This is a genomic window from Paenibacillus sp. J22R3 (assembly GCF_056269305.1).
The window spans coordinates 1,127,588-1,153,313 of sequence record NZ_JBWDNS010000002.1 but is presented as its reverse complement, the minus strand read 5'-3'; the positions used below and the strand labels follow the sequence as shown (position 1 = coordinate 1,153,313).

The following is a 25,726-nucleotide window of genomic DNA, read 5'->3' as shown; positions in this document are numbered from 1 at the left end:
ATTGCAAAAAACCGGCCAAGCTCTGCTGGGGGGCGAGAGCCGGACCGGGTGATACCGAGCTATTATATTATTGTTTCCGGAATAGTCTTGGCGGCAAGCTGAACCGTTTCTTAAAGGCACGTTCAAAATGCGGCAGCGTATTAAAGCCGGAAGCGAAGCAAATTTCCGTGACAGGCAGCTGTGTGGTCTTAAGCAGCGACTTGGCAAATTGCAGCCTTAGCTCCTGAACGTAGCTTTGGAAAGTGGAGCCTGTCCCTTTACGGAAGCATTCGCTAAAATAATTAGCGGACAATCCGCAATAGGACGCCACTTCCTCGAGCGGGATAGCCTCGCGGAAATGATGCTGGATATAAATCAGCGCTTTGCGCACGGATGATTGAACCGGCTGCATAGGGTCAGGCGTAGCAGTCTGCGTCGGCTGAGTTCCTTTGCATTTGCGTGACAGGTCAATGAGCAAGCGCTCTACGCTGCCTTGAATCAGCAAATCGCTGCCCGCTTGCCAGTTCAGCGTCTCATCCCAAATGCGTTCATACTCCCGCTCAATTGCATCAATTTCTTCACCGACATACCAGTACGTATGCTCCGTATTCGGACCGAACAACAGCTCGAAGAGCGGTTCACGGATGAATTGTTCTTTGAAAATAAAATCGTACAGCTGGAGTGTCTCTCCCGGATCGGACTTTAAGCTGTGAAAATCCGCTGGAGTCAGTAGAAAAGCCGAGCCTCTCGTAAGCCGAGTAGGCACGCCATTCAGCACATGCGTACCGCTTCCCGATACGACAAAGCCCATTTCAAAAAACTCATGCCAATGCGTATCGATCAATCCGTCAATGGAATGCTTGAAGAGGCGGAAGGGAGCAGACAAAGTCATATAACTGTCGTTTAATAATCGTTCTGGGCCTTTATAGACGGTCATCCCACTCTACCTTTCGCCTGTTGTTGTTGTTCGTATGGTATTTAAACCGTTATCCGTATTATACGTTAACGAAGTCGCTTCCTGCGATATCTTTGCCGCGAGCAAGCCAAATCTTGAAGTTCGGGTTCTTCTCCGGAATGACGCGAGCTTCGGTCGAGAAGTAACGCATGGTGTATCCGCAACGGCGGAACGGGCTTGGATTCGGTGTTGCGCCGTGAATGATCCGCGAATCGTGAATCGAGCATTGTCCCGGCTCAAGCTCGAAGTAAACGGCTTTGGATTCGTCAATGTTCTTGATCTGCGTTGTGAAGATGCTGTCATCGGTATCGATGTCTTCGTAATCGGAGAAACCGTTGCTGTGTGTACCCGGAATAACGCGCATGCAGCCATTCTCTTTCCAGCTGCGGTCAATCGCGAGCCATACGGTAGCGATTTTGTCATAGCGGCTCAGACGGCCTTTCCAATACGCGGAATCTTCATGCCAAGGTGTCTGTTTGCCGATAAGCGGCTCCTTACAGATAAAGTGACTCGACCACAGACCGATGTTCGGTCCAAGGATAGGTTCTACCAAATCAAGCACTTCATCACTTAGCAGAAACTTCAAGAGACGCTCGTCGCGGAAATGCGGCGTGTCGAGCTCACTGTTCAGACGACGTCCTACCAGCTCCCATTGTTCTTCGAAGATAGCGGATAATTCTGCTTGTTTCTCCGCACCGAATACTTGGTTCTTATACAGCGAGTACCCATTTGTATTGTAAAAATCCACTTCTGCTTGTGTCAATCGACCGTTTGCGATATTGGACATTGTAATGCCTCCTTAGCGATATGATCTATGGATCTATTATCGCTCGGTTCGCCATCCATCCGCTTCGCATCTTCACCGATAAACTATGCATATCTTCGGCAATCCATACAAGCCGCATCACCATCCGGTGCTGCGGCTCGCATTATCAGCTCATTTAATGATACGTAAATTCTCCCATTTCCACGCCGCACGGACCGCCATCCGGATTTCCTTCCAGCTCGACCTTCGTTCCATCTGCTTTATAGAGCGGGTTGTAATGCACATTAATCCGGCTTGCGGAAGAATTCGCATAATGGCAAATGAATGCACGACGGAACTGGTCCTTCGTCTTGTTCCGATAGGAGCCGTGGATCAAATTGCCGTTAAAGAATAGCACGTCGCCCTTCTCCATGATGACCGGCATGACAACACCGTCTTTGGGCGGTTTCACGTAGTGGGTCGTAAAGGATTCATTCGTATCCGCCTGATCCGGACATGAAATTTCATGTGCATGCGTCTTCGGAACAACTAGCAGGCCGCCATTGTCTTCATAGGCATCATCGACTGCCGTCCATGCGGCAATGCAGTTGCCGGGTTCGACCTGCAAATAGAAATTATCTTGATGAAGCGCCTGGCCTCTGGAGCCCGGCGGCTTGTAGTAAAACATACTTTGTGCTGCATACGCCTCTTCGCCGTATAGATCTGCCAGCACTTCCATAACCGGTTGATGAAGCATATATTTCATCGCTGTATCGTTGTAACGATGCGGATGCATGACACGCGGAAAACGCTGCAGCGGATCGGTAACATTCGGCTCAAGGTTAGGCTCAAAATAACCCGGAATCGTCTCGTGACTCATGGTATCGAAGGTCTCTACAATTTCAGAAAGATGTGAAGGCGCGAACAACCCCTTCACAATGAGATAACCTTCCTTATCGAATTGCTGCTTTTGTTCCGGCGTGAGAACTCGCAAAGCTTCTGACATTCTTCTTCCCCCTAATAAGTAGATGATGACAGTCCATCACTGTATCTTTATTGTAGAGAATTTTGCGGTTATGCAGAAGTAAGAATGTTGCTAATAATTCCTACTATCCTGCTATAATGAGTGTCAGAGGAGTGAGCCGGACATGAGCACAAAGGGACCCGAATTGCCTTCCTACATCAGGGAACAAGGCGGAAATATGGTTATCGCCAACCATTTTCAACAGCCTGACAACTACTCCATTAAACGGTCGGAAGGGATGGGGGATTGGCTCATCACCTATACGATTGCAGGCGAAGGTTATTTTCTGATTGATGGAGAGGAACGATTCTGCCAGACGGGCGATGTTACCTTGATGCATCCCGGTGTACCGCACCAATATGGCACGCGTAAAGGAAGCAACTGGAATTTCGTATGGGCACATTTCACGCCGCGGTTCATGGAGACTAGTCTGCTCCCAAGCGAGAGGCTGCTTATTCATGCGATCGATAGCAACGTGGCAAGGACTCGCATCCATCAAGCATTCAATCGGCTGATCTCCGATTCCATCGAGCGCAGCTTGTACTGGAACGAATTATGCGAGAGTACTATGCGCGAAATCCTGCTGCTGCTGGCTCAGCGGTTATCCAAGAAAGTGGATCCCCGTATAGATGAGATCCAACATTTGCTCTCCTCGCGTATGCAGGATCCCATTCGAATCGATGAGCTAGCTCGGGCAGTCGGTCTATCGCCATCACGATTGTCCCACTTATATAAGGGATCCACAGGGTCATCCATCGTTGACTCACTTAACGACATGCGCATCCGCCAGGCTGCCCTCCTGTTGGAGCATACCGACCGTCAAGCCTCCGAAGTCGCGCTCGATGTCGGCTTCCAGAACTACAACCACTTCGCCGGCCAATTTCGCAAACGGTATGGTATGAATCCACGAGCGTATAAGAACCGCGAGTTGTGATTATGCGAGCTCGGGGCACCAGCTTTCGCATCAACCTCAGATTGTTGCATAAACTGCAACAATAATACGCTAAAGTAGCTGAAAACTACTATTTGTTGCAGAAAATACAACATTTTTCTATCTATTCCCCTCTAGAGGTTACATTCCATTATTATTGTTGCATTTTTTACAACATTCGCTTCGAAACTCCTTCACGGTGAGCTAAATGTTGCAGAAACTGCAACTTTTGACTGCTTGCGAGACTGCTTGCGAGAGACAATGACTGTATTAAATCACTCATTCCTCTTGCCAGCTGTCATGTGCTATAATTTCCCTAGACGAAGAACGTCCTATTTAGCCGAGTGCGGCGATGGGGCGTTCTTTTTTTATTTTATTATGGAAATAGAAAGGAATAGGTGGTTAACATGCCAGACTTTGAAGAAGAGCATGCACTGTTTCTGGAACGACATCTGTCCAGACGATCTGGTGAGCGTAGAGGGAGATTATTAAGAGGGCATCAATATGCGGAAAAACTATTGCTGCAAAATGTTTGGTGGCCGCTCTTCGGCAGCTTCGATCACTTGCATCCGGAATATGAAATTCATGATTGGAACCGCAAGTCTCAGTTTCTTGACTTCGCGTTCCTCCCGCCTTACGGACGTTTTGGCTTAGAATGCGACGGTTATCAAAGTCATATTAAAGATATGGATCGGGATAGTTTCAGCTATTCTCTCAATCGAGATACTTATCTCACAGGAATGGGCTGGAAAATGATCCACTTTTCATTCGACGATGTACAGAAACGTCCAGATGTCTGCCGTATGCTGCTGCAGCTGGTCATCGGACCTTACTTGATTCGTCCGAATTCACCGGAGTTACTCCCAGCCGACGAAAAGGATGTACTTCGGTTTGCGCTTCAGTTGACCAAACCAATACGACCTAGGGATGTTATGCTTCATTTAGCTTCCGAAGCGCTCGAAATCTGTTGCAAAACCTGGTCCGTCGTAGTCTGATGCACCCCATAACTCGTAACAGCTATACCACCTGCCGCCCCCTTCAGAAAACAAAGAAAGCCCGAACCCGGGCTTTCTTTGTTCAACCGATCATCCTTCAGACATGGATGCTTCCAATTGTTCATAAACCGCGACGCGGTTACGTGTCTTCTTCGCTTCGTAGAGGCATTTGTCGGCGTAGGCCACAAGCATCTCTTCGTCTTGTTCGAAAGTTGGGATCAACGTCGCCGCTCCCAAACTGATTGTCAGATAACTGCTCACGGTCGACTTGCTGTGAGGGATGCGGTTATTCTCCACGCGTACCCTCACGAGCTCCGCCAATTCGGCCGCCTCTTGTTTCGTTGTATTCGGAAGCACAATGCCGAACTCTTCGCCGCCGTAACGAGCGATGAAGGAATCCGGTATCAGGAGCGCATCCCGAATTTCGGATGCGACTGTCTTGAGGCACATATCGCCGCCTTGATGACCGTAAGTGTCATTGTAGCTTTTGAAGAAATCGATATCCAGCATAATGAGCGACAATGGCGCTCGATCAACCACATGTTTCTCCCACTCCACACGCAGCTGCTCATTGAAATATCTGCGGTTGTACACGCCTGTCAACCCATCCATGGAAGACAGCTTCTTCAGCTCCTCGTTAGCCAGTTGAAGCTTGGATTCCACGGCAATTCGGCTGGTGATATCCGACAACGAAACCAGCACGCTTGTAATCTGCCCGCGACTGTCCAGAACCGGCGCAGCATTACAGGATACGATGACCGTGGACTCGTCGGCCCGTTTATACACGAATTCGGAATTGGATACGACTTGCCCCGTGCGAAACACATGTGCAACCGGATAATCCACCTTCGGCATCAGATTTCCGCTATAGTCGTACAACACCCAAGCATCGTCCGCGTAAGTCCGACTGAGTATCGCATCTTTATCTAGTCCGAAAATATCCTCAGCCATCTGGTTGGCCATCGTAATTTGACCGGATCCATCCACGACGACAATCGCATTCGGGACGGTTTCGATAATGGTGCTTAGTCGCGATTCGCTCTCTTTTGCCGCATGCTCGAGTTCTTTACGCTGGGTCACATTCTGGAAGTAGATAGAGAGTCCATCCTTAGACGGATAAATATGCACCCCATACCACGCTTGCAAGAACGGAAGATATTCCTCCGTAAAGATGGGCTGCTGCTTCTCCATCGCTTCGCGATACGAGCTGAATATGGCAGTTCCGATGATCTTAGGGAAACAGTCCCACAGCAGTCTGCCCATAATGTTCTCGCGATTCTTGCCAAGAATTCGCTCAGCTTCACTATTAACGTAAGAAAACGTCCAGTCATTGTTCAGTGCTATAAAAGCATCTGTAATACTTTCCAAAATATTATTCAAGCGGGTCTGAGTCACCTTGAACGCTTCTTCTGCTAGCTTCAGCTGCGTAACTTCTCGGCTGACGGAGACGACACCTTTCACCTGGCCGCCGTTATCACGTAAAGGCGAGTACGAGGTTTGATGATAGGTAGAACCTGTTGGCGAGCTGATCGACCAGTCGAGCACGGTGTGTCTCTCAAGCAGCGCTTTCTGCTGAGCTTCTTCATGGAGACATGCGTTGTCGGCATTGAGCAGCTCATGAATGGTTTTGCCGGAATAGAATGCATGCGGATCATGGATAATCGAATCCATCGATCTGCCGTATATGCCCGTGAGCTTCAACTCCCTATCAAAGGTAGACACCACTTCGTCCATCGACCCGACCAGCAATCGAATCCGTTCTTCATTCTCAATCATTGCCTGCTCAACCGAACGCTGCTCCGTAACATCAATGCCGATGCTTATAATCGAATCACGCTCGCCCTGCTGCCCTTTCAGAATCGTATTGGACCAAGCAATCAGCCGAAGCTCTCCGGTCCGTGTCCGCCAATGATTCTCATGACGAATCTTCCCGTTCGCACTTATCAGGTTATAGAAATGCACGCGGACAGCCGACTGTTCTTCAATCGGAACCAGAAAATCAAAGATCGAACGCCCCTGAACCTCTTGAGAGTCATGACCTGTAATTTGTTCACAGCTTTGATTAAACCGAATGATATGACCATCCGGATCGATGACGACAACAAGAGAAGCAGCCGTCTCGATGATCGAAGAGACAAAGTTTCGTTCCGTACTGAGAGCCCCGATCTGTTCCAAAATCGTATCCGACATGGAGTTATACAATTTGCACAGCTGCTGAAACTCCAGCGTTGCGTTTCTGAATACTTCCGGTTCGATGCGGTAATGGTATCCGCCTTCTTTGATCTGTTTCACGCCTGTTAGCAAATGGTTCAGCGGATCTGTAATCTTCCTGGCCGTTCGAAACATGATGAACACCGCTGCCGCCATCGCGATTAGAATAAATAGACTCGTATATTTGAGTTCGGTATAGAGCGAAGCAAATACATCTGCCTTGGCCGCTTCACCAATTACCAGCCATCTGCCGTTATTCGCATAAGTGTACGCACCATAGACGGTTTCACCACGGTAGTTCGTATAAGCTGACTTGGACTTGCTGCTCGTCTTTGCCCTGTCTACGATGGCAGAATCAATCGCCTTCGAATCGAATTCAACCGTTCCTGCGCCTGCGCCCGTAATTAATTGATCATCCGAATCGACCAGATAGGTTTGTCCACTCTTGCCGTACACGAATTGCTTCATTAAATGCTCGATTGTCGTGAGATCAACCGTACCCGCGACAACGCCAATGAACTGTTGATTCGCGTCTAGTACAGGAGCAGCGAACACGATGATCCGCTTGCCATCCTTCCTTGATACAATCACATCTGATATGGACTCTTGGCCTTGCTGTGCAGCGATAAAATAAGGACGGTCCTTCACATTCAAATCACTCTTCGATAAAGCGCTGTAGCCTTCATTATCGATCAAACCCATCGCTTTAAATTCTGCATGTTTGCTCTGGGATAAGTTAAGAACAGAAGCAATTTCAGTAAGCTCCCATTTCTTCACAGCAGACAGGCTGGCGATCATACTCATTTCCGACATGCGGTCGGACATCCATTTATCAATATACTGCTGCTGCAGTCGAATCGTTTGTTCCAATTGATTATGAATATCGCGTTCTTGATGATCCTGCTCGAAGTAGGAGAAGATAGCTGTACAGAAAACACCAACGATGAGTACGAAAACGACACCTAGCATACGGAGTCTGCTGTTTAACATATGGAGCTTGATTCTTTTGTGAAGAATGGTTTTCATTGGCAGTCAACTCCCCAGCTGTAAGTCGTAAACATATTTATCCTTCTTTTAGCATTTATTCGACATTCGTTCGGGCAAATCCTCTAAGCGAAAGCTTAAATATTGTCGAGTTATGTCGAGGAAAAAAGCATCAAAAAAGCCCGCAACGAGGCGGGCTCTCTCCGATCTATTTCTCACAAGCAATGCCGTCGCGATCTCCGTCAAGCTTCGTACTGTAGCCGGGATCGCCTTTGCGCAGCGGGGCTTTGCCGGCTTCCTTGACGGCAGCGCAGCTCCGATAAACAACGGTCTTGTCTGATGCTGATTTTGCATCTTGAGTAACGGCGGAATTCTCTGCTTCGTCTAACGGAGATGTAACTTCAAGTGCATCCTCCGCGATAATCGGCGTTATCGCTTGAAACCCACCCGTGTCCTCCCACATCTCTTGAAATTGCGCTGCGAAGGACTGTGCAACCTCGCTGTTTCGAAGCACCATCAGCACTTCATCGTTGTCGGTGCTTGCCGATTTCGAATAATTGAACGAACCTGTCGTCGCTATTGCGCCATCGGCAATCGTCATTTTCAAATGCATCAACCCGCTGTGCTTGTTGACCTTCATCGGAATGCCCGCGCTGCCGAGCAGCTTGAGCGCTTCCTTCTGTGCTTTGCCGCCTGACTGCGTCTTGTCGGTGATGATCCGAACGTTAACTCCGCGTTTCTTAGCCTTCTTGATCGCATCGACGATGTCCGGTTTCGTCAAGCTGTAGATCGCGATATCAAGAGAGGTTTCTGCGTCATTGATCACGCCTATAAGCAGTTGATCCGGCTGCCCGCCATCCTGCGTAAAAGCCCATTCCGCTTCGATATTTTTCACGGTAGCGGGCTGGGAGGACGAGGAAGAAGCATAGATAACGCCCACTGCAGCACAAGCTGCCAGAATAATAACGGAAAGGATGTATTTCATGATTTTCATGCTGAAGAGACTCCTTCATTTACCCGTTTTATCCTAGTCTACCACGAAGCGGCTATTATCAGCCAACGAACCGTTGCAGCTAATCCTACCTAATACAGTGCTGACCCTTCTATTTGCATAAAAATCCCAGCCGATCTTCATACTAAAGCGAAGCCATTATAGGATACGAAGAAAGTGTGGAATTCGTTGTGAAGGATGCTGGGAAGAAAACGGAACCGGAACTGCTTAGCCGTACGCTTCAAGCGCTCGATCATTGTGCGGACCTCGTGCATCAGAAGTTTCCCCTTCATGCCATAGATCTGATTTATTTCGCTCATCTGACGGGAAAAGAACAACTGCGCAAAGATGTGCTGGAACCGTTCGGTGCAGTTGACAACCACGAAGCTGTAATCAAAGAGAAGCTTACGCAAAGCCAATATGTCCAAGCCGCTACTTCGGAGCAGGTAACGCAAGGCATACTTGGCGGGCAAGTTGCCATTTACTACGGCGGGCAAGCTTATCTGTACGACTCGTATTCGCCGGATGCCCGCTCCATCACGTCATCGGATACTGAAACCGTCATCAGCGGACCGCAGGATTCGTTCACGGAATCGCTAAGCACCAATTTATCCCTCATCCGCAGACGACTGCAAGACGCGCGGTTAAAATCGCTCTCCTTCAAGCTCGGCAGTAAATCAGGCTCTACGATGTCGCTTCTCTATCTCGAAGGCGAAGCCGACCCTGATGATGTGCAGCTGATGTACGAGAAACTGCGTGGCAATCACACGGATACCGTACTGGATACGAACACGCTCACGCAATATTTGGATCCCAGAAGTTTCACGGTTTTCCCGCAGTTTCTAACAACCGTACGTCCGGACGTAGCTGTAAGTAAGCTTGCTAAAGGCAAATTAGTCGGCCTGCTGGACGGAAGCCAGGTCGCATTCAGCGCACCGGCTACCTTCTATGAATTTTTCTCCTCAACGGACGATTACTATATGTCTTGGCTTGTCTCTTCCGCTATACGGCTTCTGCGGTATATCGCATTGTTTATTACGCTGGGCTTTACGGCGTTCTACGTTACTGTTGTCACCTATCACTACGAGATGATTCCCCCTTCGCTGCTAAATAACTTGATGGAGTCTCGTAACAAGGTTCCGTTTACGCCTTTAATGGAAGCCATTATTATGGAATTCACCATCGAGCTGCTGCGAGAAGCAGGAGCCCGTCTGCCAACCAAGGTCGGGACAACCATCGGTACCGTCGGAGGAATCGTCATTGGCCAAGCTGCCGTACAAGCAGGGATAACAAGCAACATTCTCATTATTTCCGTTTCGATTTCCGCAATTGCCTCCTTCGTCATTCCGAGCTATTCCATGAGCTCGGCGATTCGGCTGTTTCGGTTTGGCATCATCGTACTGGCCGGTTTGCTTGGCAACTTCGGATTCGTTATCGGGCTCGCATTGTTCGTCATCCAGCTGTCCGGTAAAAATGCCTTCGGCGGTGCCGGTGCGTACATGTCCCCCGGCAATTGGCTCGATATAATCGTACGCGCGCCGGTGCAATGGATAGATAAAGCCAGAAAGCACGTCAAATCGCCCTTAAGCTAGGAGTTCCATATGAATGCGAAACTAACCTTTTCTCAAGTCATTATCCTGGCCATTACGTTGCAGTACGGCATTATTTCGTTCGAAATGCCGCGCCTTCTCGCCGAAGAATTTGGCTATAATGGGTGGCTGGCCCTGTTCGGATTCGGTGCGATCGCATCCCTAAATCTATGGCTGATTGCTTTAGTCTATCGGTACGGCAAAGGTGTCAGTATTTATAAGATCGCAAGACGCGTACTGCCTTCCGGCATTGCGGTTCCGCTCTTCAGTTTGCTTACCCTGCAATGGACCGTGTTAGGCGTCCTGATCAGCAAGCAGTATTTACTTATCTTGCGTTCCACGTCGTTTCCGACGATAAACCCTCTCTACTTATACATCCTGCTCGGAGCTCTAGTTCTATTGATGCTTAGCAAAGGCATCATCGGTATCGCCACGGCTTCCGTGATTTTCTTTGTTTGTGTGTTCTGGCAGCTTATTTTGGTACCAGAAACGTTACTCAATCAATTCAGCTTTGCTCGCTTCACACCTTATATGTTCAAAGATGCGGGGCTTACCTTACGGGGTATACTCAACATCTATTTTGCATTTCTAGGCTATGAATTAAGTCTATTGCTGTTTCCCTATTCAGGCAAAAAGACCCGCTTAATGACTGGTTTTCAAATCGGAAACCTAGTTGTGACGCTGGTTTATTGTTTTATTGCCCTCCTGACCTTCAGCTTCTATAGCTTTGAACAGTTGAAACAGCTTGCCTATCCGTCCTTAAATACATTATCGTTTATCCGCTTCCCGTTCGTGCAGCGCGTCGATGATTTCATCTTCAATCTCTTTCTGCTGCGGGCACTTATTATTACGACCATGTATCTTTGGGCGGCAATTGAACTGGTCAAAACCATGGTGGCAAGTGCAAAGAAAAGACTTATTCCTTATCTGGCATTTGCACTTCTCGCTGCGATTTCCGTGACGTGGAATCGCGGTGATTTACAGAAAACAGAACGATTGCTTCACTATATGGGAATTACAGAAATCGGGGTCGCGTTCCTTCTGCCGGCATTGCTGCTTGTACTCCTATATATTCATCATTGTAAGGGGCGTCGAAAACATGTATAAACGAGGTTTTATATTGCTTCTGCTCCTCCTGCTAACCGGATGTATCAAAGAACAAAAGCTTGAGGACTTGGGAATGGTAACCAGCGCTGCTATCGATGCGGTGAAACAAGAGGATGGCAATTCGAAAGGTCACAAAATCTCGGTTGCCATTGCAATACCCCGTATTGGCCTCGGGGGACAGATACAAGTAACCAATTTGCAAACAGAATCGGAGTCTACAAAGGAAGCACGCCGCAAGCTTTCACTGAAAACAAGCCAAATACTCGTCTCCGGCCAACTGCAAAACTTGATTTTCGGCAATGAACTAGCTGCAACCGGCATATGGACATACTTGGATTCCTATCGTCGGGATTATTCGGTTGGTGAGAAGATCCGTATCGTCGTTGCAAATGGGAACTCTGTTCATTTACTAACTTATCCATACCCTGGCATCCCCTCGATTAGCGATCATATCAGCGCTCTCGTCGAGCAGAAAAGTAAAATAAACGAAGTGCCTCCCGGCGGCCTATACGAATTTGTGCGCGATTATTACGATGACGGCATCGATCCGATCCTGCCGCTCATTGCACAGGAGAAAGACTATGTAGAAATTGATGGGATCGCACTGTTTAGTGGAGATAGCTATAAGGGAAAGATGGCTTCCGACGAGGCTGTCCCGTTCTTCGTGCTGCTCAGAAACGTGAAGAACGGTGAGCTGCTCATTAAATTTTCCAATAGCGTAACGGGCATACAAGAAAGGGCCATGCTCTCTCAATTGATTACGAAACGCTCGATCTCCGTTAATAAAGTCGGTTCCTCGCACGAGGTTACGGTAAACGTCCGAGTTAGCGGCGTTATCCTCGAATATGAAGGCAAACAGCATTTGGACAAAGATACCCCCTTCACGCAGCTGGAGCAAGATATGTCGAAGGCATTGCATGAAGAATTACAGATCATCGTTAACCGGCTGCAATCGCTTGGCACCGACAGTTTAGGTTTCGGCATCGCCGTGCGAAACAGCATGCCATATGAAGCTTGGAAACGTCTCGATTGGAAAACCGTCTATCCTACAGTTCCCGTCAAAGTTAACGTCGTCATCAACGTCCGAGATGCGGGGATGATTGAATCCTAAGAGACAGCAAACAAGGATGACCCAGGGCCATCCTTGTTCATTCCGCATAAAATTCGTCGTCAACCCAAATTCATTCCCTCTACATAGAACTGCTCCGGCGTCACCGGACCATTCATCGAAGTAACGGTAAGTTGTTCCCCCGGAAGCAAAGTCAAATAATTGCGATCCAGATGAATAAGCTGTCCGGCATCCCGCTGAATCAAATACACGCCAACTGCGGCAAACTCTGAGCGATTGACCAAAATGAGCTGTTCCGGAAGGTCGCCTTGACGAACGCGAACATCTGCCGAAGGCAGTCTCCTGAGCGGCTCAAGCGGACAAGCAGCGTTCACGGTAAACAGGTACTCATTCGTTGCAATCTGCTGATTATGCTCGTCGCATACAGCCAAACGCAAGATCAGCACAGAACCCGGCACATCCTCTACTTGCCATTCCAGCTTGCCAATATAATCGTTCACACGCCCGACTGAAACCAAGAAGCGTTGGCTCTCAAGTACCGGTCCGTCTGCCCGCACCAGTTGTGCTTCCACTGCAAATGGCACCGACTGCTGATCCGCACGATCCGCATGCAGGAAAATCTCGCCGCCAAACGATTCGCCAGCACGGTATGAAAGGCAATCATACTGCGCAGATACATGCAAGCCGCCAAACACTTTCTTCATTGCATAGTAAACCGGCTTTGGCATCCCGTCATATTCAAGCATGGAGGTGTTGGCATTATTGGCGAATGGTTCATTGCCCATCCAAATAATGAAGCCCGAGGATCTGGGCTCTCTCCTACGTGTCGCCTCCGCCATGTACCGCAGCGATTCCAGCTGCAAATACCGGCTAGCCTGACAGTACTGCTCCAGCTCATCCCGCTCCTTGTCCCAAGGACCAAACATATCGGAGAGCTGCTCCCACTGAATCCACCATGCGCCGCGATGCAGCCAATAGGCGTTCTCCTTCGTCGGCGGCCATGGGGACATGCGATCAGCTAACCCGCGAATCCGCTCCACCCTTGAGGTTCCCGGCGTTCCTGTCTCCGTCTGCACCAAGCTGTCATTGTGATTGAAGAATCGATAGTGGTTCTCTTCCCCCAGATACAACCACGGACCATGAACATCATGATGAAGCCCTTTGCCGAACTCCTCCTCGGTTGCGCCGAATCTCGGGCCGGACGCACTTGACGGGAAGAACGGACGACCGGGGTCCAGCTCTTCTACCAGCCTCTTCAGCATCGCAATGTTCCCATGTCTCTCATCGACCGGAGAGAAATTCTCCCACATCAGCTCATTGCCGCCGCACCATGCCATCAGACTTGGATGCGAGCGCTTCTCGAAGACGGCCGCCCGCGACACGCGCGCCAGTTCTTTCAGAAAAGCAGCATTATCCGGCGGACAATTATTCAGCCCGCTTGAGGACTGCAGAAACTCCTGCCAGACGAGCAGCCCATTCCGGTCACAGTACGCATAGAAATCTTCCTTCTCCGTAATCGCGCCGCCCCATACGCGGAGTACATTTACGTTCATCGCCTTAAAACGACCCAGGTAATGCGCATAATCTTCGCTCGTTACGCCGCCGAAGTACGGTGAAATCGGCACCCAGTTCACGCCATTCAAGAATACCCGCATACCGTTCACCAGCAGCGTATAAGGCAGTGCATCCGTAGGGGAGTCCTCGTTCTGAACAAACCGAAGCGTGCGAAAAGCAACCGTCTTCCCATCTGCGGCACATACTCGATCCTCCTCATCATAAACGGTGACTCTCGCCTGATAGAGCGGCTGATCCCCATAGCCATTAGGCCACCAGCGGCGAACAGCTTCAAGGGACATTTCATGCTCTATTCGATGTATTCCGCCGCGACGGAGCTCACAGGTATTCTTTTCCCTATGTACGATATCGCCCTCTGCATCGACTAATTCATAAGCCAGCATGTAGCTTCCGGGCCGCCAAATCTCAGCTTCCACACTATACAACACCGTACCGCCGTCGCCATCCTCGGCCGGAACAGCCTTCGGATAGCAATCAATCAGCTTCAGCGCAGAGTAAGTCCGCAAACTTACATCCTTCCATATCCCAACAGGCACGATGCGCGGGCACCAGTCCCAGCCGTAATTGAAGCGAGACTTCACCTTGCTGATCTCATTCGAGTATCCGATCTGCCCATCCACCTCAGGACTCGGCAGGAATACAAGCTGAAGCCTGTTCTCATTTCCCGCCCCTACACGCAGCTTAGCCGCAACATCGATCGTTACCGGAAGAAACATCCCTTCAAATTCTGCAATTTCCTCGCCGTTTAGATAGATGAGTCCCCTATAATCCAATCCTTCAAACACCAATTCGCAGCGGTCCTGCATCCAGCCATCCGGCACCTCGAACCTTCGCTCATACACCCAATCCCGATGGTTCACCCACTCCTGCTCCATACTGCGCAAGCCTTCGTTTGGATCGGGCAGCCAGCCAGACGCGATTAAATCACTTTGCACTGCCCCTGGAACCTTAGCCTTAATGGCCGGGAGCATCGGATTGATGCTAAAGCCCAGCTCCATGCTCATGCCAAGCTTCCACTGGTTGCGATTCCATCCGGTCACTGTCCATTCACTGCCGCTAAGCGATATACGACTGCTCATTTAACAAGCCCCTCTCGAGAGTTCTTGTGCTAGATGGAACGACTGTCCACCTTATGCTGCTTGTAAACAGAAAAGGCGGGACAATGCCCCGCCTTCCCTACTGGCTCCCCTTACTTCCCTGCTGTAAACGCTGCATATTGCTTATTCAATTCGTCAACGATGACTTGTCCTCCTGCTTCTTTGGCCGCATCGACGGCAGATGCAAATCCTTTCGAGGAATCCAGCACGCCGAGTCCGAGCGGCTTCAGAATATCGGTTTCGATCGGTGTCGCTTTGGCAAGCTCGGTCTTAATGGAATCTGTGTTGGCTACAAAACCATCATAAGGAGATGCCGTAAAGTTGTTTGCATCACGCGCATAATCGAACCATTTCTTATCATCCGGCATCATGGTAACGGAAGTCCGAACAAGCGTCGGTCTCCAAGTCAGCACATATCCGGGGAAAGAATAGCCGCTGCCTTCTACGATTTCGTACTGATCGTCGCCGACGGCTTTCCAATGCTTTCCTTCAATACCAAGCTCAAGCAGGTCATGATTCTCTTTCACGGATAACCAGTCGGACAGCGCAAGCACTTTCTCCGGATGCTTCGAATTTTTGTTCACGACAAGGAAGTTCCATTGTTTAAAGTCGGAATAAGGCTTCGGCGTATCCAAGTTGTAGGCCGGCACGATCTCCAGCTGCGCACCCGGAAGCTTCAGCGCATCCAGATACTTCTTGCCTTCTTCGCCGTCTGCTACGTATTTGATCGCAGCGAACTTGCCCAGATTGAAGAGCGAAGGAGCATTCTCTTCTTGTGCGATATTGTTGGAAAAGATACCGTCTTTATAGAACTTCGTCATTTTCTCCGTAAAGGATTTGTACGCCGGTACATCTGTCAATGCTGTAATCTTGCCTTCTGAAGTGCCTACGAAGAACGATACGCCGATCGGCATATATTTGTTCAGCGCTTCCCATGAAGTTTCGGAGAAATAATTCTCCCAGAGCAAGCTGGCATCCATTGCATTCATGCCGAATGGCGTGATATCCTTCTCGTTCTCTTTCACTTTATATAAGAAAGCTTCCATATCCTGCAGGCTCTTGATAGGACCTAATCCGTATTTCTCTCTAAGGTCTTTACGAATGACAAAACCATTGATCTTCCCTTGTGCGATACCGAGCGGAATACCGAAAATCTTACGCTCGAACTTGTTCGCTTCCCACATTTGCTGCGGAATGGCCTTAACCAGATTCGGTGTTTTATCGCTGTTAATATATTCATCCAGCGGAATGATCGAGCCGCTTGTAATCATTTGGTTCATGTGCAGCCACGGTGCATCCAGGAACATATCGAAATCTTCGCCGGCGGAAGCTTTGACAGAAACAAGATCGCCATAATCCGACCATGGAATAAATTGAATGTTTAATTTCACGCCAACGTTATCTTTCGCCAGCTTCTCGTTCACTGCCGAGAGCACGGTGTCAAAATCCTGCGGGGGATCTCCAGGAAATAATCCTTTCACTTCTACCGTTTCAACCGAGCCCGTATCATTGGCTGGAGCGTTTGTCTTCGTTTCTTCTGCCCCATTCGCAGTAGGCGTATTGGCACCATTATTGCCGCCGCAGCCCGAGAGTACAGTTGCAATCAGGATTAGGATCGTCATCATGGCGAGCATCCTATTGTGTTTCATGAACCCCTTCTTAGTTGCAATCATCGCGAAATCCCCCTCTAAGTTATATACGCTTAACTGAGCCTAAACCCAGGAACAGCCGTCTGTCTAGCCCTTAATGGCCCCAATCGTCAGCCCTTTGACAAAATACTTCTGAAGCAGCGGATACAGCAGCACGATCGGCCCGATCGTGATAAGCGTCGTCGCCATTCGAACGGCGAGGCTTGGGAAGTTCGTGACATAATTTGCACCCGCAGGCATTAACCGCTTGGACGCTTCGATGTTCGAAATCAAACGACGCAGCACAAGCTGCAGCGGGAACTTGCTGTCGTCGGTGATGAAGAGAAGGCCCATAAACCAATCGTTCCAATAGGCCAGTGCAAGGAACAATCCGACAGAAGCGAGAATCGGCTTCGACACCGGAACGATGATGCGGAAGAACACCGTCAGCTCATTAGCACCATCAATTCGCCCCGCTTCCTCCAGATCATCCGGTATCGTCCGGAAGAAACTAACCATGAGGAAAACATAGAAAGGCTGAACCGCAATCGGCAGAATGAGTGCCCATAATGAATCGGACAAGTGAAGCCAGTTGGACATTAGAATATAGAACGGCACCATGCCCCCTTGGAAGAGCATCGTGAAGTACACATAGAATCCGATTCCGTTACGCAGCGGATTCCGCCGGCTTGCGATGGAGTAGGCCAGCATAGAACTGATCGTTAGACCGATCAACGTTCCGGTAACGGTAATAAACGCAGTGACCATATAGCTGGACTTAATAACCGGTGATCGAAGTACTGCTTCGTAAGCAGCCGTCGACAGTTCCTTCGGAATGAGCGAGTAACCGCTTAACAGCAGCTCCTTCTCCGTGCTAAGCGAGCCTGCAATCATAAGCCAGAACGGAATCAGGCAAAACAAGGCAAACATCGCGATAAATAGGTAAGAGATAAGTTTAAAGGTTTGATCGCCGCGACTTTCTTTCATGTTGCATACTCTCCTTCTCTAGAACAATGCGGAATCTCGCGAGAATCGCTTCACGAGGCCGTTAGCAAGCAGTACGAATAGAAAACCCATCACCGATTGGAACAAACCGACGGCCGATGACATACCGAAGTCATGCAGCTGCCTCATTGATCGATACACGAACGTATCGATGACATCCGTAGTCGGGAACAGGATCGAATTATCTTGAATAATGGCGTAGATCATCCCGAAATCGGCGTTAAAAATCCGTCCTACCGCAAGTAAAATCAATATGGAGACGGTAGGCGTTAACAGCGGCAGAGTGATCCGTCGCATGATTTGGAAGCGGGAGGCTCCGTCCATTCTGGCCGCCTCAACCATATCCTCCGGTATGCCGGAGATGGCGGCTAAGTAGATAATCGCCAGATACCCTGCTCCTTGCCAAACTCGGATGACGGTTAAGATGTACGGCCACAGCTCCGCATTGAAATACCAATTGACTTCGGGCAAGTGAAGCGAGATTAACCAGTGGTTCAAGGTAGGCTCCTGCCCGCCTAGGAAAGCATTCACAATCATGCTGATGACGACCCAGGACATGAAGTAGGGCAGGAAGATCAGCGATTGGGAGACGCGCTTAAACCATTGCACTCGGATTTCATTTAACAACAGGGCAATCGCAATCGCGAACACGGTCGTCGATCCGATGAACAAGGCATTCAGAAACAGCGTGTTCTTCACGACGAGAAGCAGCTTATCCGAGGATAAGAAAAACTCGAAGTTCTTGAAACCTACCCACTCGCTTCCCAGTATGCCTTTGGAAATATTGAAATTCTTGAAGGCAATGAGTATTCCGTACAAAGGAACATAATTGAATAGAAACAGAAACAGCATACCGGGCACCGCCATCAGAAATAAGTACGGGCTCTTCTTCATCGTCTTCCATAAGTTAGCGTACATGCTCATCGTTTCCTTTCGTGCAGCACTCGTTGTGTCTGACCCTCATCGTTTCGGGTACAACCTAAGCCTATCAAGCCCTACCTCTTATGAATATTGCCTGGAAGAACAGAAGAATCTAAATTGCTCGGAAAACTACATCTGAAAAGCATAGATTCATCAGATAAACAAAGGTCATAAAACGAGAGCTATAAGAAATGCTAGTCTTTCGCGTTAGCCGACAACGATTATGCTATAATAAGCGCTAGCATAAAGGCCTACGGAGGGAAAAGAACTTGGCACGCAAACGACTATTACTACGCCTACAGAACCGGCAAACCTACTTGCGTATCCTGCTCTATTTTGTCAGCATCAGCTTAGGTGCAGTGACGATCAGCACTTTCTCCATCTATACCATGTTCTCGCGTTCGGCATCCGGGGAGATCGGCGACCACTCCGTTGTATTAATGAAGGAACGTGCCAGCATTGCTTCTTCATTGCTCGAATCCACCGCGACTTATGCCATCAATTGGAGCCGAAATACCGATTTCGAAACGTATGCCTTGCAGAACTTCAATGACGCTTATCGAGACAATCAAATCTGGGTGAAGCTCAAGGATGTGCTGAAATACAACCCGTTTATTGATTCCGCGTACATTGTAAACGGCTATACGAATCAAGTACTGACTTCCAATTACGGACTCCTCCCCATAGAAGGCTTCTGGGACAAAGAGGTGCTCACGAACATTCGTGCGACGGACAAGGTGTATAATGTATCGTTTCTGCCGCGGCAGCTCACGAAGTTTCCGATTGGCCATCCCGCGCCCAAGAACCTGCTGTCTGTTATTATTTCGTATGAAACGAACCGCTCCATCTCTTCCTTTGTCTTAAACGTCGATATGAAGAAGCTGCATTCCTATGTAGGGAATGAATTCCAAAACGGCGGGACTGCGAACGAAATCGCGTTCTTCGACGAGCGACGTCAGCTCGTAACAAGCAGCAATTCACTGCCGGTCATGCAACAGCTGCCGGTATTATCTGAACCTGGTGAGGGTTGGACCAACGTAGATATTGGCGGCGATGATTACTTGCTCGCGTATGTCGAAATTCCTTTCCAAGGCATAAAGGGTTGGACGATGACAGAGCTCATTCCGAAGAACAAACTGTTCAACCATTTACATCTCCTGCGCAATTTAACATTCGTTTTCTATGGGGTATTCTTCTTAGCCCTGCTTATTACGATCTGGCGGTTGTCGCGGCGCATCTACTCCCCGCTCGAGGAATTAATTGCGGATGTGAAGAAGAACCATGCCAGCCTCAGTCTCACGCAAGATGATTCGAATCAGCAGACCGATAATGAACTCTCTTATTTGTCCCAAATCTTTAATCGCCAGAGGAGCCAGTTGGGTCAGCTATCCAACTATTGGCGGGAGAATCGGCTTGCATCCAAGGAATCCGTCATTCGAGAGCTGCTGCTCCATCCGGCGGAGAAGCATTCCGATCGCATCTTGGAGCTGCTGCGGGAGCAGGAAATTTCGTTGAACCCGGATCGTCTGTGTGCTGCCATATTCCGGATCGACCACTATACGGCTTTCTGCGAAACGAATAACACGCGCAACCAGCGTCTGATCAAATATGCGATGCAAAATATCGTGAAAGAGGATCTTGCGGCAGCGCGCCTCATCGAAACCTCCAGCCTGGACGGCGATCATATCGCGGCTGTGTTCAATCTGGAGAGCGATGTAGCGCCTAATGATTTACTGCCGCAGCTCAATCAAATCCAAGCGCATTTCAACCACTATTTATCGTTATCCGCTACGGTGGTCATCAGTGAAATCTGTCATTCTTTCACCTCTCTTCATAGTGCATATTCGGATGCAGTGGAACGTTCGAATGAGCGGTTTAAACGCGGGAGGGGGCAGGTTTTCTTCCTTGAAGTACAGAGCGAGGGAGCCGCTGACTATATTTATCCGGAAGAACAGGAACGTGCCGTATTGTCTGAACTGCGATTAGGCCATCAGGAGGAATGCATCTCTCATCTGGAGCAGTTTGTCGGGCATTTGGTTCCTTACTCTTACTCCGAGTCTAGGCTTGCATTAACGCATTTCATGCTCAACCTTGGCAAGACCGTCCGTCAAATCCGGCATGATTACAGCGAGCCGCATCTGTGGAGTTTCACGCATATCGAGATGCAGCTTGACCGAATGGAGACAATCAGCAACGTTATGGAATGGCTGCACTCGGTAATCGCTTCCGTGCTCGAGACCAATCAGAATGCCAAGTCAAACCGCCATTCCAAATTAATGAATGACATTCGCGACATCGTGGAATCCAACATCAGCAATGTGAATCTCTCATCCAAATTTGTCGCTGATTCACTGGGCATGTCCGTCCCCTATTTACGGCCATTATTCAAAGAAATTATGAACCAATCCTTGTCCGACTACATTACGGGGCTGCGCCTCGAAGAAGTCAAACGGCAGCTCGTTGATACGAACCGGACAATTGAAGAAATTTCTAGAAACGCCGGATTCTCGGCACTGAATTCCTTCTATGCGATCTTCAAGAAGAACTACGGCATTACGCCGGCGCAATATCGTAAAGAAAACCAGCATGTCCGAGATGAACTGGCCGTGAAATAAGAAAAGGATACAGCAAGGCGACGTTAGTCGCTGCTGTATCCTTTTTCATCATTAATTGATCGTTATTTTATCGAGATTACCTGCTGTAATGAAGCTGCCGCCCATCGTAGTCGCATCATCGGCATCGATCTGAATCTTAATCGTGCCTTGAACCGCTGCACTCACCGTTACCGTACTGAACGTATTCCAGCTTCCGGTAGTCGGTAGTACGATTTGCGCCACATCTACACCATTCACGTAGAGGCTTGCACGTCCTGTAATCGTCGAGCCGTTGGCATAACGCACAGTCAGACTGCTTCCGCTCGCTGCTCCGCTGAATGTCAACGAACCTCCTTGGTAGAAGCTGCCGACGATCTGTCCGCCGGATGCAACGCTGTTCGTGTAGATTGCAGCTCCACCGACAAGTGCAGCTGCCTCTGCCTCGAAGCTTGTTTGACCTCCGCCGCCTCCGCCCGTGCCGGAAACCGTGATTTTATCGATATTGCCTGCTGTTGTGAAGCTTCCGCCCATTGTCGCCGCATCATCGGCATCAATCTGAAGTTTAACCGTTCCGCTTACGGCAACATTTACCGTTACCGTGCCGAACGTATCCCAGCTTCCTGTCGGCGGCAATGTTACTTGCGCGACATCCGTGCCTCCTACATACAAGCTTGCCTTCCCTTGAACCGTCGAGCCGTTCGCATAACGAATTTGCACGGAACTGCCTGACACGACATTAGCAAAGCTGATTGCCCCTCCCTGATAGAACGAGCCGGCAATTGATCCACCTGAAGCATAGCTGTTCGTATAGGTTGCTACTCCACCGGTCAATGTTGCACTTTCTGCTTCATAATTGCCTGAAGGTGCTGCTGGAGAGGAGTAAGCCTTCCAAGTTGCCGCTAAATCGACCGGCCTTAGAAAATGATAGTTTCGGCCGCCGGCATTGTTAAGCATGATTGCCTTCGCTAGTGCAGCATCCTCCGAAGGGTCCCCCGAGTGACCGCCGTCTCCAACCGAAACAACGACAAACGCAGGCGTTCCTGCAGCAGTTTGATCGGCTACGTATTTGGCAGCATTGGCGATCTCTTGCGGTGTTGCAGTGGATTGCGTGGAGCCGCTAATCGTTGTATTCGGAATCTGACCAATGGAAGACCAAGAAACAGGATTGCCGTTCGTTCCCCCTTGGTAGCCGCGAATGGAGAAGTAAGGATTGATTGTGGTAATGATGCTATTCGACGCTGCCGAAGTATCAAAATAGTTCATGGTTCTAAACAGCCCATTGGAATTGCTTATATAATCCTTATACGCAGTTATGAATGCCGTTTCGCCTGCTGCCGTATTTGGCGCGCTTCCATCATTGTAATTGGCGATAAGCTCATAGTTGTTGGCGTAATTGTTCGCCGATAGCCACTGCAGCTTCTTCGGATACAGATCAAGCAGCATCGGCGGCAAGGACCAGCCCATCGGAACTTGACCTTTATACGGTGAATTACGCCAGTAGTTATGGTGATTATACTCCGCAATACTCAGGTTATCGCCATCGGTGACATAGAAGGCAACGTAGACACCGTTATTGTCGATTGTCGATGCTGCGGGAGCAGTTGGTGCCGTAAACGTCGCAGGATCAGATGCGTACGAGCTATGGACGGAGTAATTCGCACCATCTAGGAAGGTGAAGAAATAACCGCGATCCTCGATTTCCTGCAGCTCCGAAGTCTCACCATTAATCTCGCCGAGCACCGGTATGCCTGCAGGGTAGTTCGTTGTATTCAGCAAGCTTGCGACCTCAGCCCTCTCATTGGTTTTGTTCGCGTCAAGGCTGTAGATAAACGCTTTGCTCGCCACATAATAGTCGAAGGTCATCGGTACAAGCGCCGGGCTGCCGCCCCAATACTTAAAGCCATGCTTAGCAACGAATGCTTTTGTCGTATTCGCATTGAAGTAGTTCGCTTTGGCCCAGCGGAATGCGTCGATTTCATTCGCAAAGCCGCGTGTGTCCGCAAGCGAGGTATACGTCTTGCTCTCTGTCGTAGACAAATAGCTCTGTATGGCCGAAGACAACGGAATCGCATCGGTTTGCGCTGCAGCCGTGATCGCCGCCATTACGGCGCTGTCATTTACTGTCGTGGACAAGCTTGGGTACAATACACTTCCTTTAATATAAGAAGCGTAATTTTGCACCAAGTAGCTGAGTACCGGGAAACGCTTGGATTGATTCAGTGTCGGGTATGTTTTCGTACCGGGTACGAGCCCATCGTCGAGCGCCCACTGATCTGTCGCAGGAGGATTCCAGATGCCCGTCCATTTCTGCGGCGCGTTTACCAAGTAAATTTTCGTACTGCTCGTACGATTGACGATCCCTTGAATCGTCGTGATTGCCAGCAGCGCCTCTGTGGATTCCCACGAATGCTCGCTTTTGTCCTTCGTAATGTCCAGAACAATAACAGCCGATGTCGCTGGCATTTTGGGCAGCTTCGGTGTGTAGCCGGCGGCTTCTGCTTTCGAGCCTTGATCTACAGTAAGACTGAAACCAAACAAGGTGAACACCATGGAGCAGGCTAACATGATAAGCGTCATTTTCTTCTTCATTGTTATTCTCCTTTGTGATTCGGTTAGTTGGTCCTTTCTTCTAATGCCAATTTACCTTCAAGCCTCTCCCTTCTTCCAGTGCTGGAATGAGCAATATTGTATGCGCTTACATATTCACATCATAATTTTACAGCCCCTTCGGAGCAACTCTGTTTTCCATAGATTCATCATATTTTCGAAGCTTGGAGACTACGAATTACACGGTTAATAGCGATGGCTGCACAAAAAAGTCGAGAAAGTCTCAGGGACTCTCTCGACACATGACACGACTCGACTCGTTAACCTATTCCGATAAGAACCAGCGTCACAATACAGAGCAGCACATTGACAAACATCACGATAAGCTGCGTTGGTTTTCGCTTAACCGCTGCAATGAATGCAGTGAGCGAATCGTTCCGGAGATTCTGTTCGAGGTAGTTTTTGCATGAAATTTGAAAAATCCCCGCAACCGTCAAACTGTTAGCCCGCATGATTAGCCATAATCCCGGATTCCAAGCTCCGAGCACAATCAGCATGGGGGCAATAAGCACCGCAATATGGTAGAACCCGATCTGCTGCTTGAAATTATAGATGACAAAGTTCCAATTCCATAGTGTGTAGGCAATCGCCCAATAAATCATGGCCTCGTTTGTCGTGACGTAATACGTTCCGAGCCACTCTCCTTGAAGAACAAAGGATGAAGCGATCAACGCTATGCCTGAGATAATGTTGTAATAACTGCGATTCTTGTAATCGGTCAATGTCGCTTCCAAGATATTGATGCGCAGCAGCCATACAATGGTTGGGACAAGCCAATTATCCGGGAAGAAACCTAAGAAGGTCACCACTACCAAAATTCGGCCGATCAGCAGGGTGGAAAGTTTGAGCTTTTCAAAAAAATCAGCCTTCAAGGCCAATAAAATAACGATTGGAACGACGACATTAATGATGCCATTCCCATAAAGCGGTGAGAATGCGGTTATGACCGTTCCACCGATAATTACAGCAAGAATGATCTCAAACAGAATGGATTGTGGAAGCTGTGCCGGCTTCATCGACATCGGAATTCCTCGCAGTTCATATATGTTGGGAAGCTATTCGATTGATATCATCGCTTTCAATGAACGGAGTAGCATAACCCCGCTGCGAGACGACAATCATGGCGCGTCCGACTTTATCCGATGATGTCATGGCGCTCTTGAACCCTCTCTCCAGCAGCGGATAGAACGGTCTCATCAGGATGTAGATCGCTTGATAAAGCTTGGTCTTCGACCTCACGCCATGCCGAGGTATAATCCCGCCCGGCCGGAACATATAAGCCGCTTTAAACGGCAGCCTCAGCAGCTCGTTCTCCGTTCTGCCCTTAACACGAGCCCACATACTGCGGCCTTTCTCCGTACTGTCCGTACCTCTGCCCGTCACATAGATAAACGTCATCTGCGGATTCAATCGCGCCAATGTCTTCGCCACGCTGAGCGTCAGATCATAGGTAATCGCCGTATAACGCTCCTCGCTCATTCCCGCAGACGATATGCCAAGACAGAAGAAACAAGCGTCAAAGCCCGTTAATTGCTTCTCGACTGCAGAGAGGTCGAGTAGATTCGCCTGCTGGATCTCGATCAGCTTGTCATGCATCTGACCGGTCACATTCCGTCCAACTGAGGTGACCGCCGTAACTTGTGGATCTACGAGACACTCACGAAGAGCGCTTTGCCCTACCATGCCCGTTGCACCGAATAGCAGTACTTTCAATATGAA

General features: G+C 49.1%; 18 protein-coding genes. 6 read left to right on the top strand and 12 right to left on the bottom strand.

Annotated features, from left to right (window positions below; all coding sequences use genetic code 11):
* Positions 1-67 precede the first annotated feature (67 nt).
* The 3 genes from AC0YN4_RS13105 to AC0YN4_RS13095 all read right to left on the bottom strand — a co-directional run bounded on the left by AC0YN4_RS13105 (position 68) and on the right by AC0YN4_RS13095 (position 2,685).
* Positions 68-916 (bottom strand): helix-turn-helix domain-containing protein, encoded by an 849-nt coding sequence (locus AC0YN4_RS13105; protein ID WP_475780162.1) that lies wholly within the window; start codon positions 914-916, stop codon positions 68-70.
* A gap of 58 nt (positions 917-974) precedes the next feature.
* Positions 975-1,721, bottom strand: a complete 747-nt coding sequence (locus AC0YN4_RS13100) for a phytanoyl-CoA dioxygenase family protein (protein ID WP_475780161.1) — start codon at positions 1,719-1,721, stop codon at positions 975-977.
* A 154-nt stretch (positions 1,722-1,875) separates the two neighbouring features.
* Positions 1,876-2,685, bottom strand: coding sequence for a phytanoyl-CoA dioxygenase family protein (locus tag AC0YN4_RS13095; RefSeq protein ID WP_475780160.1), 810 nt, complete (start codon positions 2,683-2,685; stop codon positions 1,876-1,878).
* 142 nt (positions 2,686-2,827) lie between these two features.
* Here AC0YN4_RS13095 and AC0YN4_RS13090 point away from each other — a divergent pair, with 142 nt between their 5' ends.
* Positions 2,828-3,637, top strand: coding sequence for a helix-turn-helix domain-containing protein (locus AC0YN4_RS13090; protein ID WP_475835975.1), 810 nt, complete (start codon positions 2,828-2,830; stop codon positions 3,635-3,637).
* 404 nt (positions 3,638-4,041) lie between these two features.
* Positions 4,042-4,629: a PDDEXK family nuclease gene (locus AC0YN4_RS13085; RefSeq protein WP_475780158.1), complete on the top strand. Its 588-nt coding sequence runs from the start codon at positions 4,042-4,044 to the stop codon at positions 4,627-4,629.
* Positions 4,630-4,719: 90 nt separating this feature from the next.
* Here the strand turns inward: AC0YN4_RS13085 and AC0YN4_RS13080 are convergent, their stop codons facing one another.
* Together AC0YN4_RS13080 and AC0YN4_RS13075 are read right to left on the bottom strand one after the other, a co-directional pair.
* The gene (locus AC0YN4_RS13080; protein ID WP_475835974.1) at positions 4,720-7,866 is read right to left on the bottom strand and encodes a PAS domain S-box protein; all 3,147 of its coding nucleotides are present in this window, start codon (positions 7,864-7,866) and stop codon (positions 4,720-4,722) included.
* Between the two features lie 166 nt (positions 7,867-8,032).
* Positions 8,033-8,818 carry a phospholipase D-like domain-containing protein gene (locus AC0YN4_RS13075; RefSeq protein ID WP_475835973.1) on the bottom strand — a complete coding sequence of 262 codons (786 nt, stop codon included), beginning with the start codon at positions 8,816-8,818 and terminating at the stop codon, positions 8,033-8,035.
* Positions 8,819-8,994: 176 nt separating this feature from the next.
* On the opposite strand from AC0YN4_RS13075, the gene AC0YN4_RS13070 reads away from it, so the two are divergent.
* The 3 genes from AC0YN4_RS13070 to AC0YN4_RS13060 are packed head-to-tail and all read left to right on the top strand — an operon-like array spanning position 8,995 to position 12,622.
* Positions 8,995-10,407, top strand: coding sequence for a spore germination protein (locus AC0YN4_RS13070; RefSeq protein ID WP_475835972.1), 1,413 nt, complete (start codon positions 8,995-8,997; stop codon positions 10,405-10,407).
* Between the two features lie 9 nt (positions 10,408-10,416).
* Positions 10,417-11,511 (top strand): GerAB/ArcD/ProY family transporter, encoded by a 1,095-nt coding sequence (locus tag AC0YN4_RS13065; RefSeq protein WP_475780154.1) that lies wholly within the window; start codon positions 10,417-10,419, stop codon positions 11,509-11,511.
* On the top strand, positions 11,504-12,622 hold the full coding sequence (locus tag AC0YN4_RS13060) for a Ger(x)C family spore germination protein (RefSeq protein ID WP_475780153.1): 1,119 nt from the start codon (positions 11,504-11,506) through the stop codon (positions 12,620-12,622). The genes AC0YN4_RS13065 and AC0YN4_RS13060 overlap by 8 nt, the downstream gene beginning before the upstream one ends.
* 59 nt (positions 12,623-12,681) lie before the next feature.
* On the opposite strand, the gene AC0YN4_RS13055 is transcribed toward AC0YN4_RS13060, so the two are convergent.
* The 4 genes from AC0YN4_RS13055 to AC0YN4_RS13040 form a co-directional block, all read right to left on the bottom strand.
* Positions 12,682-15,234: a glycoside hydrolase family 2 protein gene (locus tag AC0YN4_RS13055; protein ID WP_475835971.1), complete on the bottom strand. Its 2,553-nt coding sequence runs from the start codon at positions 15,232-15,234 to the stop codon at positions 12,682-12,684.
* 110 nt (positions 15,235-15,344) lie between these two features.
* A complete protein-coding gene (locus AC0YN4_RS13050; protein WP_475835970.1) occupies positions 15,345-16,925 on the bottom strand; it encodes an extracellular solute-binding protein in 1,581 nt (526 codons plus the stop codon).
* 63 nt (positions 16,926-16,988) lie between these two features.
* Positions 16,989-17,867, bottom strand: coding sequence for a carbohydrate ABC transporter permease (locus AC0YN4_RS13045; protein ID WP_475780150.1), 879 nt, complete (start codon positions 17,865-17,867; stop codon positions 16,989-16,991).
* An 18-nt stretch (positions 17,868-17,885) separates the two neighbouring features.
* The gene (locus AC0YN4_RS13040) at positions 17,886-18,803 is read right to left on the bottom strand and encodes an ABC transporter permease (protein ID WP_475835969.1); all 918 of its coding nucleotides are present in this window, start codon (positions 18,801-18,803) and stop codon (positions 17,886-17,888) included.
* Between the two features lie 272 nt (positions 18,804-19,075).
* Between AC0YN4_RS13040 and AC0YN4_RS13035 the strand changes: the two genes are divergently transcribed.
* The gene (locus AC0YN4_RS13035; RefSeq protein ID WP_475835968.1) at positions 19,076-21,421 is read left to right on the top strand and encodes a helix-turn-helix domain-containing protein; all 2,346 of its coding nucleotides are present in this window, start codon (positions 19,076-19,078) and stop codon (positions 21,419-21,421) included.
* 51 nt (positions 21,422-21,472) lie between these two features.
* Here the strand turns inward: AC0YN4_RS13035 and AC0YN4_RS13030 are convergent, their stop codons facing one another.
* The 3 genes from AC0YN4_RS13030 to AC0YN4_RS13020 all read right to left on the bottom strand — a co-directional run bounded on the left by AC0YN4_RS13030 (position 21,473) and on the right by AC0YN4_RS13020 (position 25,720).
* A complete protein-coding gene (locus AC0YN4_RS13030) occupies positions 21,473-23,989 on the bottom strand; it encodes a carbohydrate-binding protein (protein ID WP_475835967.1) in 2,517 nt (838 codons plus the stop codon).
* A 278-nt stretch (positions 23,990-24,267) separates the two neighbouring features.
* Positions 24,268-25,029, bottom strand: coding sequence for a DUF5692 family protein (locus AC0YN4_RS13025; RefSeq protein WP_475835966.1), 762 nt, complete (start codon positions 25,027-25,029; stop codon positions 24,268-24,270).
* Positions 25,030-25,045: 16 nt separating this feature from the next.
* Positions 25,046-25,720, bottom strand: coding sequence for an NAD-dependent epimerase/dehydratase family protein (locus AC0YN4_RS13020; protein ID WP_475780144.1), 675 nt, complete (start codon positions 25,718-25,720; stop codon positions 25,046-25,048).
* Positions 25,721-25,726 lie beyond the last annotated feature (6 nt).

Coding starts and splice junctions, on each gene's coding strand:
- AC0YN4_RS13105 (WP_475780162.1), bottom strand. CDS start 916: ATGACCGTCTATAAAGGCCCAGAACGATTATTAAACGACAGTTATATG.
- AC0YN4_RS13100 (WP_475780161.1), bottom strand. CDS start 1,721: ATGTCCAATATCGCAAACGGTCGATTGACACAAGCAGAAGTGGATTTT.
- AC0YN4_RS13095 (WP_475780160.1), bottom strand. CDS start 2,685: ATGTCAGAAGCTTTGCGAGTTCTCACGCCGGAACAAAAGCAGCAATTC.
- AC0YN4_RS13090 (WP_475835975.1), top strand. CDS start 2,828: ATGAGCACAAAGGGACCCGAATTGCCTTCCTACATCAGGGAACAAGGC.
- AC0YN4_RS13085 (WP_475780158.1), top strand. CDS start 4,042: ATGCCAGACTTTGAAGAAGAGCATGCACTGTTTCTGGAACGACATCTG.
- AC0YN4_RS13080 (WP_475835974.1), bottom strand. CDS start 7,866: ATGAAAACCATTCTTCACAAAAGAATCAAGCTCCATATGTTAAACAGC.
- AC0YN4_RS13075 (WP_475835973.1), bottom strand. CDS start 8,818: ATGAAAATCATGAAATACATCCTTTCCGTTATTATTCTGGCAGCTTGT.
- AC0YN4_RS13065 (WP_475780154.1), top strand. CDS start 10,417: ATGAATGCGAAACTAACCTTTTCTCAAGTCATTATCCTGGCCATTACG.
- AC0YN4_RS13060 (WP_475780153.1), top strand. CDS start 11,504: ATGTATAAACGAGGTTTTATATTGCTTCTGCTCCTCCTGCTAACCGGA.
- AC0YN4_RS13055 (WP_475835971.1), bottom strand. CDS start 15,234: ATGAGCAGTCGTATATCGCTTAGCGGCAGTGAATGGACAGTGACCGGA.
- AC0YN4_RS13050 (WP_475835970.1), bottom strand. CDS start 16,925: ATGATTGCAACTAAGAAGGGGTTCATGAAACACAATAGGATGCTCGCC.
- AC0YN4_RS13045 (WP_475780150.1), bottom strand. CDS start 17,867: ATGAAAGAAAGTCGCGGCGATCAAACCTTTAAACTTATCTCTTACCTA.
- AC0YN4_RS13040 (WP_475835969.1), bottom strand. CDS start 18,803: ATGTACGCTAACTTATGGAAGACGATGAAGAAGAGCCCGTACTTATTT.
- AC0YN4_RS13030 (WP_475835967.1), bottom strand. CDS start 23,989: ATGAAGAAGAAAATGACGCTTATCATGTTAGCCTGCTCCATGGTGTTC.
- AC0YN4_RS13025 (WP_475835966.1), bottom strand. CDS start 25,029: ATGTCGATGAAGCCGGCACAGCTTCCACAATCCATTCTGTTTGAGATC.